At 67.7% G+C, this 17,684-nt stretch carries 18 protein-coding genes; 10 read left to right on the top strand and 8 right to left on the bottom strand.

Annotation, left to right across the window (positions count from 1 at the left end):
- Nucleotides 1-10: 10 nt before the first annotated feature.
- The 4 genes from ABZX86_RS05405 to ABZX86_RS05390 are packed head-to-tail and all read left to right on the top strand — an operon-like array spanning nt 11 to nt 2,570.
- Entirely contained in the window at nt 11-1,135 is a 1,125-nt protein-coding gene (locus ABZX86_RS05405; protein WP_355120299.1) for an aminopeptidase P family protein, read from the top strand.
- 58 nt (nt 1,136-1,193) lie between these two features.
- Nucleotides 1,194-1,757 (top strand): elongation factor P, encoded by a 564-nt coding sequence (efp, locus tag ABZX86_RS05400; protein ID WP_327145649.1) that lies wholly within the window; start codon nt 1,194-1,196, stop codon nt 1,755-1,757.
- A 19-nt stretch (nt 1,758-1,776) separates the two neighbouring features.
- Nucleotides 1,777-2,295 carry a transcription antitermination factor NusB gene (nusB, locus tag ABZX86_RS05395; protein ID WP_297628906.1) on the top strand — a complete coding sequence of 173 codons (519 nt, stop codon included), beginning with the start codon at nt 1,777-1,779 and terminating at the stop codon, nt 2,293-2,295.
- Nucleotides 2,296-2,312: 17 nt separating this feature from the next.
- Complete coding sequence (locus tag ABZX86_RS05390; RefSeq protein ID WP_355120296.1) at nt 2,313-2,570, top strand: YciI family protein; 258 nt, start codon at nt 2,313-2,315, stop codon at nt 2,568-2,570.
- Between the two features lie 23 nt (nt 2,571-2,593).
- On the opposite strand, the gene ABZX86_RS05385 is transcribed toward ABZX86_RS05390, so the two are convergent.
- Nucleotides 2,594-5,311, bottom strand: coding sequence for an AAA family ATPase (locus ABZX86_RS05385; protein WP_355121274.1), 2,718 nt, complete (start codon nt 5,309-5,311; stop codon nt 2,594-2,596).
- 164 nt (nt 5,312-5,475) lie between these two features.
- Between ABZX86_RS05385 and ABZX86_RS05380 the strand changes: the two genes are divergently transcribed.
- Nucleotides 5,476-6,024: a hypothetical protein gene (locus tag ABZX86_RS05380; protein WP_355120294.1), complete on the top strand. Its 549-nt coding sequence runs from the start codon at nt 5,476-5,478 to the stop codon at nt 6,022-6,024.
- Nucleotides 6,025-6,088: 64 nt separating this feature from the next.
- Here the strand turns inward: ABZX86_RS05380 and ABZX86_RS05375 are convergent, their stop codons facing one another.
- Both ABZX86_RS05375 and ABZX86_RS05370 read right to left on the bottom strand, forming a co-directional pair.
- Entirely contained in the window at nt 6,089-6,946 is an 858-nt protein-coding gene (locus tag ABZX86_RS05375) for an SDR family oxidoreductase (protein WP_355120292.1), read from the bottom strand.
- A 180-nt stretch (nt 6,947-7,126) separates the two neighbouring features.
- On the bottom strand, nt 7,127-8,101 hold the full coding sequence (locus ABZX86_RS05370; protein WP_355120290.1) for a zinc-binding dehydrogenase: 975 nt from the start codon (nt 8,099-8,101) through the stop codon (nt 7,127-7,129).
- A gap of 87 nt (nt 8,102-8,188) precedes the next feature.
- Here ABZX86_RS05370 and ABZX86_RS05365 point away from each other — a divergent pair, with 87 nt between their 5' ends.
- From ABZX86_RS05365 to ABZX86_RS05355, 3 genes are all read left to right on the top strand, one after another.
- Nucleotides 8,189-8,773 (top strand): helix-turn-helix domain-containing protein, encoded by a 585-nt coding sequence (locus ABZX86_RS05365; RefSeq protein WP_355120287.1) that lies wholly within the window; start codon nt 8,189-8,191, stop codon nt 8,771-8,773.
- A gap of 181 nt (nt 8,774-8,954) precedes the next feature.
- Nucleotides 8,955-9,857: an alpha/beta hydrolase gene (locus tag ABZX86_RS05360; RefSeq protein ID WP_355120285.1), complete on the top strand. Its 903-nt coding sequence runs from the start codon at nt 8,955-8,957 to the stop codon at nt 9,855-9,857.
- A gap of 33 nt (nt 9,858-9,890) precedes the next feature.
- Nucleotides 9,891-10,640 carry a MerR family transcriptional regulator gene (locus ABZX86_RS05355; protein ID WP_355120283.1) on the top strand — a complete coding sequence of 250 codons (750 nt, stop codon included), beginning with the start codon at nt 9,891-9,893 and terminating at the stop codon, nt 10,638-10,640.
- A 116-nt stretch (nt 10,641-10,756) separates the two neighbouring features.
- Here the strand turns inward: ABZX86_RS05355 and ABZX86_RS05350 are convergent, their stop codons facing one another.
- The 4 genes from ABZX86_RS05350 to ABZX86_RS05335 are packed head-to-tail and all read right to left on the bottom strand — an operon-like array spanning nt 10,757 to nt 14,738.
- The gene (locus ABZX86_RS05350; protein ID WP_355120281.1) at nt 10,757-11,386 is read right to left on the bottom strand and encodes an NUDIX hydrolase; all 630 of its coding nucleotides are present in this window, start codon (nt 11,384-11,386) and stop codon (nt 10,757-10,759) included.
- 10 nt (nt 11,387-11,396) lie between these two features.
- Nucleotides 11,397-12,719, bottom strand: a complete 1,323-nt coding sequence (locus ABZX86_RS05345; protein ID WP_355120279.1) for an adenylosuccinate synthetase — start codon at nt 12,717-12,719, stop codon at nt 11,397-11,399.
- 13 nt (nt 12,720-12,732) lie between these two features.
- Nucleotides 12,733-13,719, bottom strand: a complete 987-nt coding sequence (locus ABZX86_RS05340; RefSeq protein ID WP_355120277.1) for a hypothetical protein — start codon at nt 13,717-13,719, stop codon at nt 12,733-12,735.
- Between the two features lie 5 nt (nt 13,720-13,724).
- Nucleotides 13,725-14,738, bottom strand: coding sequence for a hypothetical protein (locus ABZX86_RS05335; RefSeq protein ID WP_355120275.1), 1,014 nt, complete (start codon nt 14,736-14,738; stop codon nt 13,725-13,727).
- Between the two features lie 211 nt (nt 14,739-14,949).
- Between ABZX86_RS05335 and ABZX86_RS05330 the strand changes: the two genes are divergently transcribed.
- Nucleotides 14,950-15,513: a DUF4334 domain-containing protein gene (locus ABZX86_RS05330; protein WP_355120273.1), complete on the top strand. Its 564-nt coding sequence runs from the start codon at nt 14,950-14,952 to the stop codon at nt 15,511-15,513.
- 84 nt (nt 15,514-15,597) lie between these two features.
- The gene (locus ABZX86_RS05325; RefSeq protein ID WP_355120271.1) at nt 15,598-16,839 is read left to right on the top strand and encodes an FAD-dependent oxidoreductase; all 1,242 of its coding nucleotides are present in this window, start codon (nt 15,598-15,600) and stop codon (nt 16,837-16,839) included.
- 197 nt (nt 16,840-17,036) lie between these two features.
- On the opposite strand, the gene ABZX86_RS05320 is transcribed toward ABZX86_RS05325, so the two are convergent.
- A complete protein-coding gene (locus tag ABZX86_RS05320; RefSeq protein WP_355120269.1) occupies nt 17,037-17,663 on the bottom strand; it encodes an alpha-ketoglutarate-dependent dioxygenase AlkB in 627 nt (208 codons plus the stop codon).
- Nucleotides 17,664-17,684: the final 21 nt, after the last annotated feature.

Genomic DNA, 17,684 nt, shown 5'->3' with positions numbered 1-17,684 from the left:
GCTTGGACGCATGTCTGCTGACCACGATCCGGGCGGGCGGCCCGATTACGCGGCGCGCCGGGCCAACCTGCGGAACCTGCTGGTCGAAAACCGCGTCGACGCGCTATTGGTCACGGATCTGATCAATATTCGCTATCTGACCGGTTTCACCGGATCGAATGCCGCACTGCTGGTGGATTCCTGGGACAGCTCCGAGGACCGCACCGTCATCTGCACCGACGGCCGCTACATCACTCAGGTCGGCGAGCAGGTCCCCGATCTGCGGGCCGAGATCAACCGGGCCAGTGCGCGCCGCGTGGTGCAGATCGCGGGGGAGTGGCAGACCGGCAGAGTCGGTTTCGAGAGTCACGTGCTCACCGTCGAACAGCATCGCGGCTTCGAGGGCCTGGTCACCGGACTCGAACTGGTCGCGGTCTCGGGGCTGGTGGAGCAGCTGCGCATGGTGAAGGACGCGCACGAGGTCGCCCTCCTCACCGCCGCCTGCGCCGCCGCGGATACCGCCCTGGCCACCCTGCTCGAGCGCGGTGGGCTGCGCCCCGGTCGCACCGAACGCCAGGTCGCTCGTGAGCTGGAGTGGCTGATGTTCGAGCACGGCGCCGATGCCATCGCCTTCGAGACGATCGTGGCCGCCGGCGCGAATTCGGCCGTCCCGCACCATCGTCCGACCGAGGCGGTGCTGGCCACGGGGGATTTCGTGAAGCTGGACTTCGGTGCGATGCTCGGCGGCTATCACTCGGATATGACGCGCACCTACGTCCTGGGCCAGCCCTCGGACTGGCAGCGTGAGATCTACGACCTGGTCAGCGCGGCGCAGCAGGCGGGGCGCGAGGCCCTGGCCCCCGGCGTCTCGACCCGCGCGGTCGACGCTGCCGCCCGCTCCGTCATCGAGGCGGCGGGCTACGGCGAACTCTTTGTGCACGGCCTCGGACACGGTGTCGGCCTGCAGATCCATGAAGCGCCCGGAATCGCCAAAACGGGCACGGGTACACTTCTCGATGGCGTGGCGGTGACCGTCGAGCCAGGTGTGTATTTCCCCGGCCGCGGCGGAGTCCGGATCGAGGATACGCTCGTGGTTCGCCAAGGGGGCCCGGAGCTGCTCACCCGCACCAGCAAAGACCTGACCGTCGTCGAATGACGCCGGTCTGCCAGCGCGGCGAGCCGCGAATGGAACTAGAACAGGAGATCCGAGGACAGTGGCGGATACCAGCGACTTCAAGAACGGCCTCGTGCTGAAGATCGACAACAATCTGCAGCAGATTGTCGAGTTCCAGCATGTCAAGCCGGGTAAGGGTCCCGCCTTCGTGCGTACCAAGCTGAAGAACGTGGTCTCGGGCAAGGTGGTCGACAAGACCTTCAACGCCGGTGTGAAGGTGGAGACCGCGACGGTCGATCGTCGCGATATGACCTACCTGTACCACGACGGCTCGGACTTCATCTTCATGGATGGCGAGACGTACGACCAGATTCACCTGCAGGAGGGCACCCTCGGCAAGAACGCGGGCTTCCTGCTGGAGAACATGCAGGTCCAGATCGCGATGCACGAGGGTGAGGCGCTCTTCGTCGAGCTCCCCGTCGCCATCGATGTCGTGGTCACCCACACCGAGCCGGGTCTGCAGGGCGACCGCTCCAGCGCGGGCACCAAGCCCGCCACCGTGGAGACCGGCGCGGAAATCCAGGTGCCGCTGTTCATCAATCAGGGTGACAAGCTGCGCGTCGATACCCGTGACGGCTCCTACATCAGCCGCGTCAACTCCTGACGCGCGGATACTGGTGACCGTGGCCAATCAGCCCCAGGACAAGAAGTCCGCGAGTTTCAAGAAGCTGGGTGCGCGACACAAGGCGCGCCGACGTGCGGTCGATCTGCTCTTCGAGGCAGAAGCCCGTGACATCGACCCTGCGGAACTGCTGTCCGAACGCGTCTCGCTCTCCGTGCGGGACGATTCGGTGGCCCCGGTGAACCCCTACACCCGTGTGCTGGTCGAAGGCGTTGCCGACGATCTGGACCGGGTGGACGGCACCATCGAGTCCTACCTGCAGGATTGGGCCCTGTCCCGGCTGCCCGCCGTGGATCGTGCCATTCTGCGGGTGGCGGTGTGGGAGTTGTTCCACGCCAATGACGTTCCGCCCGTGGTGGCGGTCGATGAAGCGGTGGAACTGGCCAAGGAGCTCTCCACCGACGATTCGCCCTCGTTCATCAACGGTGTGCTCGGTCAGGTGGTGCAGGTCGCACCGCAGGTCCGGGCCGCGGCGGCCGCAACCCGCGCCACGCCGCGCACCGACGACGAACAGAATTAATTAGGGAGAGGCGCAGGGTGCGCAAGTACTTGGTGCTGGCAATGCGCACCCCGCGCTTCGATCCGGCTGTGGCACAGCCTCATCGGGAGTGGCTCGACGGCGTCCGCTCGCGCGGGCAATTGGTCGAGACGGGCAAGTTCACCGATAACAGCGGTGGCGCCTACGTCATCCTCGCCGAAAACCTCGATGCCGCCCGGGATCTGGTGTTCACCGATCCCATTCACACCAGCGGCGCATCGGAACTCACCGTGTACGAGTGGGAAATCACCGGCTGAGTGCCGGTTTTCGAGCTCTCCGGCTAGCGCGCCGGCGCGGCATCCAGCTCGGCCAGTCGGTGGGCGATGCCCGCCCGGCTGGTGAGACCCAGTTTGCGCAGGATGCGACTGAGGTGGTCCTCGACGGTGCGCGGGCTCAGATACAGCTGCGCGGCGATTTCCTTGTTGGTACGACCGCAGGCCGCGAGATCGGCGACTTCACGTTCCCGCTCGGTCAGTTCCCCTGCCCCGCTGACGGTCTGATGCCCCGCCAGGCGTCGTTGCACGGCTGTCGCTTCGACGAGCAATTCGAATGCGCCCGCCGCGGTGAAATCCGCACGCGCGGCGGCGATCGCGGCGGTGGCGCGGGTGAAGTCGCCTCCGCGACCGGCGAGTTGGGCCGCCAGCAGGAGTGCCTGCCCGCGCTGCACCGGCATGGCGGCCCGGCCGAACTCCTCGATCGCGATCTGTACAGCCGTTCCCGCCGCCGCCAGATCCCCACGTGCGGAGGCATATTCGGCCCGCGCCTGCGCGGCGGCGGCCGATTGTCCTGGCAGCCCCAATTTGTGAGCCGCCGCTTCGGCCTGCGCGACCAGTGTCGCCGCGGTGTCGAGGGCGCCCTGTGCGATTGCCGCCTGCGTTCGTGCGGCGAGTTCCGTCGGTTGAGTGGGATGCGCTCGATCGGGTTGCAGTGCTGTGATATTCGCGTCCCCCGCGCCCAGCCGGGCCGCGGTCTCGCTCAGCGCGGCATCGACGACGGCTCGCCACCAGCGCATGACCGGGCGCGGCATGGCGTCGACAATGCGCCACCAGCGCAGCACCTCCGCGCGCGGTGAGGTCGCCTCCAGGACACGTAGTTTGATCGTGCCCGCCAGCGGCGGGACATCGGGATAGCCGAACAGTTCCGCTGATTCGGCGGCGTCCTCGGCGGCGGCGAGCGATTCCTCGAACCGTCCGAGCTTGGCCAGCGAATACGCCTGCACCGTATGCAGTTCGGGCAGGATGAAGCTCTGACCGAAGCGACGGCTGATACGAATGGCCCGTTCGATATGGGCGATTCCGGTGCGATGGTCGTCGAGGAAGTACGCCATCCAGCCCAGTGCGGATACCGCGTGCACGCCGTCGCGCACCTGGGCGTCGGTGAGCTGGGCGAATTCTCGTTCGGCGGCACGGTAACTGGTGGTTGCCGCCGTCATGTCCAGACCGGCGAGCTGGCCCATGCTGCGCAGGGTCAGCGCGGCCGCCCGGATGGCGGGGTCGGACACCGCGTCGGAGTCGAATAGCGCCCGTACTCGTTCCGCACCCTCGGCATCCCGGTTGTCCTGGAGTTCGAGAATTGCCAATTCCAGCTGTACGGGCCCGTTTCCGGTGGCGCCGGGCCGATCGGCGGCCGTGGCCAAGAGGTTTCGGGCCGTATCGACATTGCCGAGAATGCGTTCGCAGCGGGCGTACAGCAGCAGTGCGTCGGTCTGCTGCGGTCCCGGTTGTGCGGCAAGAGGTTCGAGAACGGCGCGAGCCGATTCCGCGGTACCCGACAGCAGCAGCGCGCGGCCCAGCAGTAGTCGCACCGGCAGCCCGGCACTGTCGCGCTGGTGGGGTGCGGCCTGCAGGGCGGCCGCGATCCAGCGTGCGCTGGTGGCGGGCGCGGTGGCCAGGGTCTGTTCCGCGGCGCGCAGTAGATCTGCGACGGCCTCCTCGTCGCCTCCGCACAGTGCGTGTTCGAGATGCCTTGCGCGCGTGAGCAAGGGTGCGTCGGCGGCGCGCAGCGTGCGTGCTGCGCGGGCGTGGGCCTCGGCTCGCCAGCCGTGGCCTGCCAACCGGTAGGCGGCGGTGCGGATGAGTGGATGCCGGAAGGTCACGGTGCCGCCGGTGACGGTGAGCCAGCCGCGCCGCGCGAGTTCGTCGATTCCGGCGGTCAATTCGGTGCGGTTCAGTTCGGCTGTGGCGCAGAGCAGTTCGGCGTCGGCGGTCGGGCCGCAGACCGCCGCGGCCTGCGCGACAAGTCGTTCCCGCCGGGGTAGGTGCACGAGTTCGGCGCGGATGGTCCGGTCCAGCGCGGAATGGTCGGCGGTCGGTGCGGCGGGATCGTCCTCGTGGACGGCGGCGTCGAATTCGGCGGGGGTGAGCCGGGCGAGAAGCAGCAGATACAGCGGGTTGCCGTGCGAGGCGGTCAGCAGCCGATCCCGTCGCCCGGACGGAATGCCGGGCAGCAGCGCGGCGGCGTCGGCAGGGGACAGTGGTGGGATGAGCAGGTGGAAGGTCGCGCTGCCGATGGCCCGCAGGGTGTGTCCCAGCAGCGCCGGAAACTGCCCCTCGCGGTAGGCCAGCACCACTCGGGTGGATGCGTCCGGGCGGCTGCGAATCAGTAAGGCCAGCACTCGAAGTGAGGCGGCGTCGGCCCAGTGGGCGTCGTCGATGATGAGCATGGCCGGTGCGGCGCCGAGTCGCCGCCGCAGCAGCCGGGCCAGTTCGCGGGCGTCGGCGCCGCTCGGATCACGATCCAGCGCCGCGGTATCGGCGTCGGGGAATTGTTCGAGGATGTCGCGGATCAGCTGCAGCGGTGTCGATTCCTCGAATTCGGTGGCGGGCACCGACACCACCTGGACCGCACGCGCGCCGACCTGTTTCGACAACTCGCCGAGCAGCCGGGACTTCCCGATGCCCGCGGGACCTTCGACGAGGAATACCCAGGGACCGTCGGCTGCGCTGTAGACCGCGTCCAAGCTGGTGAGCTCGTGGGCGCGTCCGACGAATGCCTTGATGGCGCGCTCCTCCCGGTCGGACGGTCCCCTGGCAGCCTAACTTGCGTGGGGTGCAGTCACGGGTCCGGGCCGAACCCGTGGTTTCCCGGATGCTCGCGCGGCGCCGACCGGGTTGGGTGGGCCAGGCAAATCGGGACAAAAGTGTTGAAAGGGATGTGACATCGATGCAGGTGAATCCGACGAGCACGCGGCGGCTGTGGCGTCTCGTACCGGTGGTGCTGGCGGTATTCGCGCTGGCGCTGGCCGGATGCTCCGTGGTGGAGAAGGGCACGCAGGCGGTCAAGGATTCGAGCAAATCCGATACCGCGCGCGCCAAGGTGGGTGACTGCATCAATGTGATCAAGGGTTCGATGATCGATTCCAAGACCGAACCGGTGGACTGCGCCTCGGAGAAGGCGGTCTACAAGGTGGCCAAGGTATTCGACGCCAAGGCCGACTGCGCCGCGGACTACACCTCCTACGAGGAGACGCTCAACGCGACCACCACCGCATTCCTGTGCCTGGCGCCGAACTTCAAGCAGGCCAGCTGCTATCACGACGCGCCGATGACCGGCTACCAGTATGCCGATTGTGCCTCGAGCGACGCCAGCTTCCGGGTGCTGCAGCGCATCGACGGGCAGGCGGACGAGAACCTGTGCAGCGCGGATGCGGACAATGTGATCACCCTGTCCGATCCGCAGACCACCTTCTGCCTCGGCAAGCCCCAGGGCTGAGCGCATTTCGCGGTGGCCGGTCGCGAGCAACTCGTGCTCGGACCGGTCCACGCGATCGGCGAGGTCAGTGAACGGGCTGGGCCACCCAGCTCGCGGTGACCATCTGAACTGCGGAACCGTCCAGGTCGGCGAGCTTGGTGGAGCTGAATCCGCGGGCCCAGGAGGAGGTTTGGACCCGGAAGGGTGGCTCCTCCGCCGTGAGCGCCTCGATGATCGACGCGGCTGCGCCCTCCGAGGTCTGGGCATTGCGGAACGCGCCCTGGGTGCGTTCGATATAGGACTTCAGGGCGGGGGCGTAGGGACCGGCGGCGGCGAGCAGTGCGGCGATGTCGATCTGCTGGCTGGCCACGAATTCGCTTGCCACCGCGCCGGGTTCGACCACCGTGACGTGCACGCCGACGGTGGCGGCGACCGGTGCGAGCGACTCCATGAAGCCCTCGACCGCGAATTTGGCCGCACAGTATGCCTCGTTGAACGGCTGGCCGATCACGCCGCCGACGCTGGTGACGGTAATGAGCCGCCCGCCCGAGGCGCGCAGCTGCGGCATGGCGGCATGGGTGACCGCGACAACGCCGAAGTAGTTGACCTCCATGACATTTCGCACCGGAGCCAGCCCGGTCTGCTCGATGGTGCCGACGTATCCCGCCCCCGCGTTGTTGATCACGGCATCGAGCCGGCCGTAATCGGCGACGACCTGCTGCACGCAGTGCGCGATCGAGCCGGGATCGGTGACGTCCAAGGCCTCCACGCGGATGAGCCCGGCGACGCCGGCCTCGTTCGCGGCGTCCAGCAGCGCACCCGCTCTGCCGACATCTCGCATGGTGGCAATGGTCTGCCAGCCCGCCCGCGCCGAGGCCACCGCGGTGGCCAGGCCGATGCCGGAGGAGGTGCCGGTGATCAGAACGGTGTTCGAGGAGCTCATGGAGCCTCGCTTCCGGGCTTGTCATTCACCACATCGCTGTCGATTACCGACTCTATCCGCCCGGCCGTTTCCTGCCTGGATTCTCCCGTTTTGCGTTGTCCAGGTCGGTACGGCGAGCGGGGAGTGCGGTGGAGGCCGCTGCTCGTCGCTCGCCGCGGTTTCGACGGGGCGTAGGCGGGGCTATTGCCCGGGGCGTAGGACGATGGTGCCCTTGGCTGCTCGATCTTCCAGGAGTTGATGGGCCTGCGCCGCCTGCGCCAGCGGAAGTACCCGATCGACCAGCGGGGTGAGCGAGCCGTCGGCGGCGCGGTCCAGCGCGGCACCGCGCGATCCCGCGACCCAGGCCAGCCAATCCGGCCCGGAGCATCCGACCAGGGTCAGTCCGCGCATGATCAAATCCATGGATGTCACCTGGGCGGGCGCACCGGAGAGGAAGCCGTAGCTGAGCATCCGGCCGCGCAGCGGGGTCATGAGATCCAATAGGGCGAGCGCGGATTCGCCGCCGATGGAGTCGAAGACGACGTCGATCGTTGCGCCGCCGAGAGTTTCGCGCAGTCGCTGCGGCCAGTCCGGATCGAGGTGGTCGATCACCACTTCGGCGCCGAATTTTCTGGCCTGCTCGGCTTTTTCCGGCCCGCCCGCGGTGGCGATGACCCGTGCCGCGCCGTATTCCTTGGCCAGCTGCGTGAGATAGCCGCCGATTCCCGTTGCGGCCGCCTCGATCAGTACTGTCTCGGCGCCGGTCAGCTTGGCGGTCTCCAGCAGCGGAATGGTCACCGATCCGCTCATAGAGAGCGCGGCAGCGTCGACGGACGATACGGCGTCCGGAATCGGGACCGCGGATTCCGCAGGTGCGCAGACGAATTCGGCGTAAGTGCCGAAGGCGTTGCTGGCCACCATGACCCGCTGCCCGACCAATCCCGCATCCGCCTCCGCGCCCACCTCGACGACCACGCCGACCGCCTGCGTACCGAAGACGAACGGCTTCTCCAGCGGGATCGGAAAGGCCCCCGACCGCAGCATGGTCTCCGGGTACAGCACCGGAATCGCCTCGGTGCGAATGAGCACCTCGCCGGCTTGCGGACGCGGCGCCGGTACCTCGCCCGGCACCAGGACGTCGGGCCCACCGGTCGCGGTCAATAGGATTGCCTGCATTGAAATACCTCATAACTTGACTTACGGTCCACTTATGCGTCACGACAATATGGACCGTCGGTCAACTTGTCAACGAGAGTCGAGGAAATGCCTGCTGAGCAGCCGCGGGAACGCGCCGACGCCGCCCGCAATCGCCTTGCGATCCTGGCCGCCACCCGCACGCTGCTGGCCGACCACGGCGCCGATGCCATCACCATGGACAAGGTCGCCGCCGCGGCCGGCGTCGGCAAGGGCACCATCTTCCACCGCTTCGGCAGCCGCTCCGGCCTGCTCTACGCCCTGGTGGCCGAACCCGCCGAAACCCTCATGGCCGCCATATCCGAAGGCCCACCCCCGCTGGGCCCCGGAGCCCCCGCGCCGGCCCGGCTCCTGGCCTTCTTCGACGCCATGACCGTCATGATGGCCGACAACGTAGAACTCATGTCCGCGTACACCAGCGCATCCATCCCCCCGCACCCCCGCACCGCCGAATTCCATGGCACCTGGGACCGCCACATCACCGAACTACTCCACGAAGTCCGCCCCGACCTGGACGCCGAAGCGGCCGGCCGCCTGCTCTTCAGTTCGGTAGGTTCCGAAGCGGCCCGTGCTATGGCCCGCGCGGGCGAAACCGGCCGCCTTCGCAGCGCAGTCCGCGCCCTCGTCGAATCCGTGCTCCGTCAACCCGAATAACCGCCTACCAGGACTGATGGCGCAAGCTTCGCCGAATCCGCACCCAATTCCAGGTCGGCGCGTTTTCGGTTGCGGGAGAGGGAATCCGGGCACCGATCGGGCTGGACGGTCACGGGGGTCGCTGCTGTTTCGGGAGAGGTGGGTTGACCTTGACGCCACGTCAGGGTTGGAGGGTTGTCGTATGACGAACAACAGCGCTTCTTCTGCGCGGCTTGCGCCGCCGATCGGGGGATTTCACGACGTCGATGGCCGGCGGGTTTTTGTGCATCGGCTGGGTAGTGGGGGACCGGCGGTGGTGTTCCTGCCGGGGGCCAGTGCGGTCGGGTTGGATTATCTCGGTGTCCAGCAGCAGGTTTCGCGGTTCACGACTGCTGTGGTGTACGACCGTGGCGGCTCGGGTTACAGCGATCCGCTCCCGCTCCCGCTGCCGCGTACCGCCGCCGCGGTCGCTACGGAGCTGCACGAGTTGCTGCGCGCTCAGAACATCGCTGCGCCATACGTTCTCGCTGCCCATTCGCTCGGCGGGTTCTTCGCGCATCGGTTCGCGCAGCTGTACCCGCGGGATGTGGCTGGGTTGGTCTGGTTGGACGCCCTGCATCGTGATTGGGACGACTTCATGCCGCCCGCAGCGAGTTTGGCCGCGACCGAGCTGATGGGGCCTGATCCGGAAGGGCCGCTTGATGAGCTGCGTTCCGGTCTGCGTGAGATGTACGCCGAGTTGTACGCGGACTACCCGGAGCACGTGCGGCGAGCACTCGTGGATGCCTGTGTGAGCGATGAGTGGATGCGCGCAGGCATTGCCGAGCGGCGCGGGTTGACCGCACTCGCTACCGAACTGCGGGCCGGGCCTGACATTCCTGACGTTCCAGTGGTTGCTCTTTCCGTGGTGGGCGGCGACCCCACCCGGGCGTCGGCCGGGATGCACGACGGCAGGATGAGAATGGATGCGGCACTGGTGAATGGTGTTTCGCGCGGGGAGCAGCGCATTCTCTCCGATACCTTCCATCACCGGCTCTGCTTCGACCGCCCCGATGCGGTGGTTCAGGCGATCCGCGACGTCGTAGACCGGGTCGCACGCCCCTAGAATCGGCACCATCACGTAGACCAGAGGAGGACGGTGCTCACGATCGGCCAGCTGGCGGCGACCGCCGGGGTGACCGTGCGTACTGTCCGCCACTACCACCACGTCGGCCTGCTGCCCGAGCCCGAGCGTGATGCCTCCGGCTACCGGCGCTACAGCGCGCAGGCGGCGGTGGATCTCATCCGGATCAGAACTCTCGCCGATGCCGGTGTGCCCCTGGCCCGCATTGACGCGCTGCTGCACGCGCAGCCGGCCGAGTTCGCCGCGGCGATCACCGATATCGACGCGGCACTGCAGCGAAAGATCGACCGGCTCAACGAATATCGGAGCCGAATCACCGAATTGGCAAGTGGCGAAAGGCTCGTCCTGCCAGCCGAGGTGGTCGCCATCCTGGACCGTATGCGCGGTCTCGGGGTCAGCGAACAGCGGGTGCGACTCGAGCGCGACTCGTGGATTCTGTTGCAGGCCATGGACCCGTCCTCCCTACCGCACCGCATCCGGGACAAGAACGCCGGTTTCGACGACCCGGAGACGATTCGCCTGTATCTCGCCTGTGATGAATCGGTCGACTGGGACCCGCAGGACCCGCGCCTGGACCGGCTCATCGACGAGATGGACGCCTGGGAGATCAAATACGAACGAGACGGCGGCGGCCCGGGCAACCGCCTGATCTCCGCCCGCATCTCCGAAGCCTCACCCGCCTGGCAGCGCCTCCTCGAGGCCCTCGCCCACCGCGCCGAACGCCGCCGAACCGCAGCCACCGGCATCCACCCCGCCCCGCGCTGAGGCCCGACAGCTGAAGCATCGGCGAGAGGGCTCTGGCTGTGGTTCTTCTCGGCGTGTAGCCACAGTCAGAGCCCTCTCGGCGACATTCCGCTGGGGGGCGAATGGTGGGGAGTCAGCTACTGTGCGGCGAATGCCCAGACGGCTGCTGGTCTGCCGGTTGCCTTCACTCGAACGCGCTCGCCGGTGCGGGTTAAACCGGGGAGCGCGGCGAGGGTGCGGTTGAGGTTGCCTGGGTCGGGGCGGGTGCCCTCGAGTGCGGCGGTGAGTTCGACTGCGCGGGTGGCGGGGAACTGCTCGCCGACGAGTGGGCGGGTGAATTCGAGGTGCTTCCACAGCATTTCGGCGAAGATCCCGCGTGCGGTGTCGACGATTCGATTGTGATCGAAGGCCAGTGCCGGAATGTGTTCGAATGGAAGCCATTCGGCGCTGTCGGTGTCGTGGTCGGCGATGACCGACCACATGGCGATCGACAGCGTCGGCCCGCGCGGATCGCGATTGGGCTCGTCGAAGGTGGCGAGCTGGCCCACCGCCAGGATGGCCTGTTCGGGGACACCGAGTTTGGTGTGCACGGCGCGGCGAGCGGCGGCCTCGAGCCGTTCGCCGCGGTGGAGCAGGACGCCGGGCAGGGCGAGGGCGCCGGCGAACGGCTCCCACTCCCGGGGTGCGATGCCCACGGTGACGGTCGCGTCGTCGCGGCCGTAGCGCAGGGCGATCACATCGATGGATACTGCGGATTGTTGCTCCACAAGTGGTCAATCATGCCGTAGCCGGGGGAGCGGTCGGGTGATCGGCCCGCAGCGGGCTGGGTGATCGGCCGGGCGCGGACGGTGTGACCTGCCCGGATCGGGCGCGGCGGTCGGCGCGATCGGGCCCGTGGGCGGTCAGCACCACGGGCACGCCCAGTTCGGCTTCGAGGTAGCCGGGCACGTCGGCGGGCAGGTCCGCGAGTACCGGTGTCGCCCCGTTCAGCAGGTCCGTCAGCCGCTGCTGGTGGTCGAGGTCCTGCCATGTGCCGCAGTCGAGCCGGTCGACATAGCCGTCGGCGGTGAGATATCCGGTGGCGGTGCGGATATCGCCGACCGCGTCCAAATGATTCACGACGAGTCCGTCGATGCCACCGCAGGCATCGACCGCGTAGCGCAGCAGGATCGGATCCAGGTGCCCGGTGCGAAATTCGCCCTGATAGGCGCCGGTCCCATTGTGCCGCTCGGGAATTCGCAGCTCCGCAGCCTCGGTCGGGAACGGTCCCGCCCCGTGCCGGGTGAAGTAGCCGCGGGTGATGCCCAGGACGTACCCGGGCGCATCGATCCGGGCGAGCATGGCCCGCGCATGCCGAGGTTCCACCGTGGACCAGGTGGTGTACGGGTGCAGCCCCCGCCATTCGTCGAGCAGCGTCCCCTGCGCGCCCTCGAACACCAGCCGTCCGCTCTCGGCGAAGACGGCCAGCTGATCGCCGGGCAGAATCGCCACGGCCCGAGCGAATTCGGTGTACACGTCGACGAGATCATCGATCGAGTCGTAGCGGTGCCCACTGCCCGCCAAGAGCGGCCGATAGTGCTCCTCCAGTGCGATCAGCTTGCGCCGCAGCACATCCGGACGCCGGCAATCACCCACCCGCGGCGCATCGTGCGCGAGCGCGTAGCTCGCCGTCTCCCCGATGCCGATACCGCACGAACCGTGCCGGGACGCACCCCGCGCATCCTCCCGGCAACGGTTGGCGGCCCCGTGGATCGGAGTGGTGAGCAGCGCCCGCTCGTCCACGGACATCAGCGAGAGCGGATCGGGAATGCCGAGCAGCGCCAGCGCGCGGGCCTCGGCGGCCAGCGCGATGGGTTCCACCAGCATGTGCCGCGACAGCAGGGTCGGCACCCGCGAGAAGGTGCCGGACCCGAACTGCCGGAAGGTGTGGTGACGTCCGCCGGCGACCACATTGTGGGCCGCCTGCGCACCGCCGTTGAACCGCACCACGGCGGACACGTCCAGGCCTGTCTCCGGTGCGCAGAGCCAGTCCACGGTGGCCCCCTTGCCGGCGTCGCCGAACCCGAGGTCCACCACGATCAGGTGGCGATCGCCGAACACTGCTCTCTCCCCTCTAGTTTCCGAAATCGACGTCGTCGTCGCCGGTGCCGGCGGGCAGGGCGCCGACACTGCGGGTGCGCCGCGCCGCGCCGAGGGGTGCGAGCGCCTTGCCGACCGCATCCGCCTCGTCGAGCGAGCCGATATCCCGCAGATCCGCCAGTCCCGCACCGAGATCGATGCGGTCCTCACCGATGCCGATGGTCAGCGCGATGAGTTCGCACACCGCCGCCGGATCGTCCAGGCGCAGGAAGCGTTCGCCGAGCAGTCCCCGCCAGTGCTCGGCGATCTCCGGATCCCCGTAGTAGCTGGACTGATTGGGCAGGATGTAGTGCACGTACCAGCGATCGGCGAGCTCGCGATAGATCGATTCGACCGAGACATCCTGGGATACCTTGTCGCCGATGACATTCCGAATGTGTCGCGAGGCCAGGCGATCCTTGTTCAGCTCGTCGCCGACGATGAACAGGTACCCCTTCTGTCCGCGCTTGTCCCACGCGTCGGTGGCGGTGTGCCGGGCCATGAAATAGGCAGCCAGTTCATAACTTTCGGACTTCTGCCCGCCACCGCCGCCCTCCAGCAGGATGAGCCGCAACTGCTCGTCCATCCGATTGTCGGACTCGAACTGCCCGACCTGCAGCGGAACCCGATCGGTGTCGGCATCGCCGATACCGCCGAACATGATCTGCGGATCATCCGCATAGCCCTTGCGCTGCAACAGCCCGTGTAGTTTGCCGAGCTTCTCCTGCATGATTCGCGGCACCGCGCCCATCGACCCGGTCACATCGAACAGCACCGCGATGGGCAGTGAGTTCCCGTGATCAGCCGAATCGCGGGACTCCCGCATCCCCACATTCTTCGGGTCGAGCGACTTGTGCGCCTTCCACTGGTCCCAGGGCACCGACCGCATATCGGCGGTATAGCCGAAATCGTCGAGTCCGCGGGCGGCGCGGAAGGTGCGGGCGGCGTCGTAGGCGCTGTCGTCCCAGTTTCCGTAACCCATTGCTATCACTGTCCTTTCGTGAGCTCGAAGGGCCGGAAGCGGCGCTGTCCGTAAAGCCGGTCGAGCAGGTCGTCGAATTCGCCGAGCAGATCGGCGGCGTCGGGGCGCAGCCGCGCATCGGGCTGCATACAGCCGGCGGCGAAGGTGCGCATGGCGGCGGGCGCGCGATCGCCGAGCATGGTGCGCATCAGCTGATGCGCGAGATACACATCGGTGGCGGGGGAGACCGCATCGTTGATCTCCGGCGGGTAGTCGAGTGAGCCGAGGGTCGCGGCCGCGGGTGTGCCCGGCCGGGTCGCGAACGACCAGCCCACCAGCACCACACCGTGCAGTCGTGGATGAATGAGCACATTCGCCGGAGTGAGGGCCGTATGCACCCACCCGGCGAGCGCCGCCCCGGACAGACAGCGCAGCAGCCGCCGGTGCATCCAGGCGTAGTCGCGCGCATCCAGCCCGTCCGGGTAGGCGGCGCGCACCTGTTCCAGCGTCACGAATCCCTCGGTGAGCGCATTGAGTACGTTCACGGTCCGGGTTTCGCCCGCGTCCAGATGATCGACGGTATCCACCAGTTCGGGAAAGTACGGTCGCAGCCAGTCGTGCTCCTCGGCCGTCATCGCGAGGTCGCGCAGCGCGTTTCGCTCACCGGCGAGCAGTTTGTTGGCGGCGGAGCGCCGGGGGATTTTCACGACCCGATCGCTGCCGCTGCGATACAGGTCGGTGACCGATCCGCGCGCCAGCGGTCTGCCGACCGGATATGTCCCGTGCGTCCCGGTCACGTGCAGGCTCGCGTCATCGAGGTCCAGCCATTGCTTGTACAGCTCGGCCAGTCGCACGAATGCCGCCTTGGCCATATCGGATTCGCCGGCTGCCACCCGATCGGGATGAACGGTCGCGGCCAGCCGGTGATACCGGCGCTGTGCGTCCTTGCGGGCGGCGGAATCGGTTGTGGCGCTGCCGAAGAGGTCCTCGGGTCGCTTCGCCGCCCGAATGGCCTGCACCGTGTCTCGCACCGTCGTCATGCGTTTTAGGCTAGTCGACTAAAACGTCGAACGCCAGCGATTCGGGAAACTTATTGTCGAGAAGACTAGAACTGGCTGGTGATGCACCTGCGGCCGGTCGAAGGTCGCTGCCGTCTGGGCTTCGGTAAAGACGCCCATGTGCGCGAACCGATTTCCTGTGTTGAGATAATGTGGCACGGAATCTTTCATCCACTCGACGAGGAGGTCTGGGATGGTCGTCGGTGAATCGGTATCGGACGCCGGGGCGCGATTGGCCGCGCTGCGGAACGGTGGTTGCACCCCCGAGCAGGCGTGGGCGCTGTTCGACGCGCTGCCGGCGGTGCGGGTGGAGGAGATCACCACCGGCCGCTGGGGCGGGGACGAACTCGACACCGGGCATCCGTGGCAGGGCGTACTGGTCGAATCCGGCTGGTGTGGAAAGCAGTTCGACGACGCCGACGCCGTGCAACCGCTGCTGTTCGCCGGGCCCGATGGCGAGGTGTTCCCCGTCGACCCGCGCCGGGTGCCGCTCTTCCTGGCCGGAAAAGTGCCGGTCGCAGCGCTGCGCCCGGTGCGCCGTTCGCTCGGCGTACTGCGCCCGCTACTGAGCACCCGCATCCCGCGCGCCCGGCTGCGCAATCTGGAATTCCGCGGAAAGTCCAGTGCCGCAATGATCTACGACCACCTGCCGATCATCGACGTCTTCCGCAGGGTCGATGAGAACACGCTGCTGGGCGTCATGGATATGCGCGGTATGCGAGATCCGTACTTCTTCATCCTCTTTCGCAACCGGTAGCCGTTCGCGGTAAGCGGGCGGCCGGTGTGCGCCTGCGACCTACCATCGAGAGTGCTGATGGTTGTCGCTCGGGAGGGGTACCCGATGGAACGCACGACCTGTCTCGTCGCCGGGGGTGGACCGGCGGGCATGATCCTGGGATTGCTGCTGGCCCGCGCCGGGGTCGAGGTGACGGTGCTGGAGAAGCACGGTGACTTCCTGCGCGATTTCCGCGGCGACACCGTGCATCCCACCACCCTCGACCTGCTCGATGAGCTCGGGCTGGGCGAGGAATTCGCGAAACTGCCGCAGCGGCGGATGAATTCGGTGCAATTGCCGATCGGCGGCGCGATGGTGACCGTGGCGAGCTTCGGGAACATTCCGGGGCGGCACAGGTACATCGCCATGGTTCCGCAGTGGGATCTGCTGGATCTGCTGGCGCGGGCCGCCGATATCGAACCCACCTTCCGGCTGCGGATGAACACCGAGGTGACGGAGCTGGTGCGGGAGGCGGGCCGGGTAGTCGGCGTGCGCTATCGCACCGAAGACGGTGCCACCGGCACGATTCGCGCCGATCTCACGGTGGCGTGCGACGGGCGCGGCTCGATCCTGCGCGCCGCGGCGGGTCTGGGTTCGCATCGGTGGGCCACCCCGTTCGATGTGTGGTGGTTCCGCATCCCGCGCCATGACACCGATCCGGCCGGTGCGGTTCCGGTGCTGACGCAGAACCGCTTCGCCATCATGCTCGATCGGGGTGATTACTGGCAGTGCGCGACTCTGCTCGCGAAGGGCGGTGACCCGGCGCTGCGGCAGCAGCAATCGGTCGAGGTGATCATGCGGAGCCTGGCGGACGCCGTCCCGTGGCTCGCGGACCGGACTGACGTTCTGCACGACTGGGATCAGGTGCAGCTGCTCGACGTACAGCTCGACCGCCTCGACCGCTGGTACACCGACGGACTGCTGTGCCTGGGTGATGCGGCGCACGCCATGTCCCCGGTCGGCGGCGTCGGCATCAATCTGGCGGTACAGGACGCGGTGGCGGCCGCGAGAATTCTTGCGCCGAAACTACTCTCGCGTACCGTCACAGCCGCGGAACTGGCACGTGTGCAGCGCCGTCGCGCCCTGCCCACGGTCCTCACGCAGACCGTGCAGCGCATCATCCATGCGCTGCTCGTCGGCCCGGCGGTCGAGGGCCGGCGGAATCTGTCGAATGCCCAGCGCGCACCGCTCGCACTGCGCCTGTTCCGCCGCATCCCGCTCGTGCGGGACCTGCCACCGCTCTTCGTCAGCCGCGGCGTTTTGCCCGAGCACGCACCAGATTTCGCCCGCCGCCCACCGGTTCGGTAGCTTCGCCCGACGCCCACCGGTTCGGTAGCTTTGTCGGCTCACGCGCCTGTTCGGTAGCTTCGTCCGTTCGGTAGCTTCGATGGCTCGACCGCCAGCGGTTCTTCGACGGCTCGTCCGCGAGCGATTCGGCGAGTTCAACCTTCGTCGGCCGGTCCTGCTGCTCAGGCTGCCAACGAGCCTGCCGCTGTGGGTCGTTGCTAGCGCACGCCGCGGGTGCGGAACTGAATGCTGATGCGGGGGCCGACCGGTCGCCGCGTCTTCGGAATCGCGTGTTCCCAGGTGCGCTGGCAGGAGCCGCCCATGACGATGAGGTCGCCGTGGCCGAGCGGATATCGGAGGCTCTCGCCACCACCGCGCGGTCGCAGCATGAGCGCTCGCGCGGCGCCGACCGACACGATGGCCACCATGGTGTCGTGCGTGGCTCCCCGGCCGGACGTATCCCCGTGCCACGCAACGCTGTCCATACCGTCGCGGTAGTAGCACAGGCCCGCCGAGGTGAACGGCTCGCCCAGCTCCTGCCGGTAGTGCCGGCTCAGGGCATCGCGCGCGTCGTTCAGCACCGGATCCGGTAGTAGCTGCCCCTCGTCGTAGAAGCATTGCAGGCGGGGCACATCCACCACCCGGTCGTACATGGGCCGGCGATCCGCCCGCCACGGCACATCCGCCGCGAGCCGCTCGAACAGCAGGTCCGCCCCGCTCAACCAGCCGGGCAGGACATCCACCCACGCGCCGTTGCTCAAGACCGTGCGCTGAATTCCGTCCAGCGCACCGACCTCGAGCTCCCCGAATCCATCGAGCAGCGATCCCTGCAATGGCGTCGACATGAGATCGAACATACGTTCTAT

The organism is Nocardia sp. NPDC006630, from assembly GCF_040611495.1.
In the GTDB taxonomy this organism is placed as follows: domain Bacteria; phylum Actinomycetota; class Actinomycetes; order Mycobacteriales; family Mycobacteriaceae; genus Nocardia.
This window is presented reverse-complemented; position numbering and strand designations above follow the sequence as displayed.

Coding starts and splice junctions, on each gene's coding strand:
- ABZX86_RS05335 (WP_355120275.1), bottom strand. CDS start 14,738: ATGACGACGGTGCGAGACACGGTGCAGGCCATTCGGGCGGCGAAGCGA.
- ABZX86_RS05320 (WP_355120269.1), bottom strand. CDS start 17,663: ATGTCGACGCCATTGCAGGGATCGCTGCTCGATGGATTCGGGGAGCTC.
- ABZX86_RS05405 (WP_355120299.1), top strand. CDS start 11: ATGTCTGCTGACCACGATCCGGGCGGGCGGCCCGATTACGCGGCGCGC.
- ABZX86_RS05365 (WP_355120287.1), top strand. CDS start 8,189: ATGCCTGCTGAGCAGCCGCGGGAACGCGCCGACGCCGCCCGCAATCGC.
- ABZX86_RS05330 (WP_355120273.1), top strand. CDS start 14,950: ATGGTCGTCGGTGAATCGGTATCGGACGCCGGGGCGCGATTGGCCGCG.
- ABZX86_RS05370 (WP_355120290.1), bottom strand. CDS start 8,101: ATGCAGGCAATCCTATTGACCGCGACCGGTGGGCCCGACGTCCTGGTG.
- ABZX86_RS05360 (WP_355120285.1), top strand. CDS start 8,955: ATGACGAACAACAGCGCTTCTTCTGCGCGGCTTGCGCCGCCGATCGGG.
- ABZX86_RS05325 (WP_355120271.1), top strand. CDS start 15,598: ATGGAACGCACGACCTGTCTCGTCGCCGGGGGTGGACCGGCGGGCATG.
- ABZX86_RS05375 (WP_355120292.1), bottom strand. CDS start 6,946: ATGAGCTCCTCGAACACCGTTCTGATCACCGGCACCTCCTCCGGCATC.
- ABZX86_RS05340 (WP_355120277.1), bottom strand. CDS start 13,719: ATGGGTTACGGAAACTGGGACGACAGCGCCTACGACGCCGCCCGCACC.
- ABZX86_RS05380 (WP_355120294.1), top strand. CDS start 5,476: ATGCAGGTGAATCCGACGAGCACGCGGCGGCTGTGGCGTCTCGTACCG.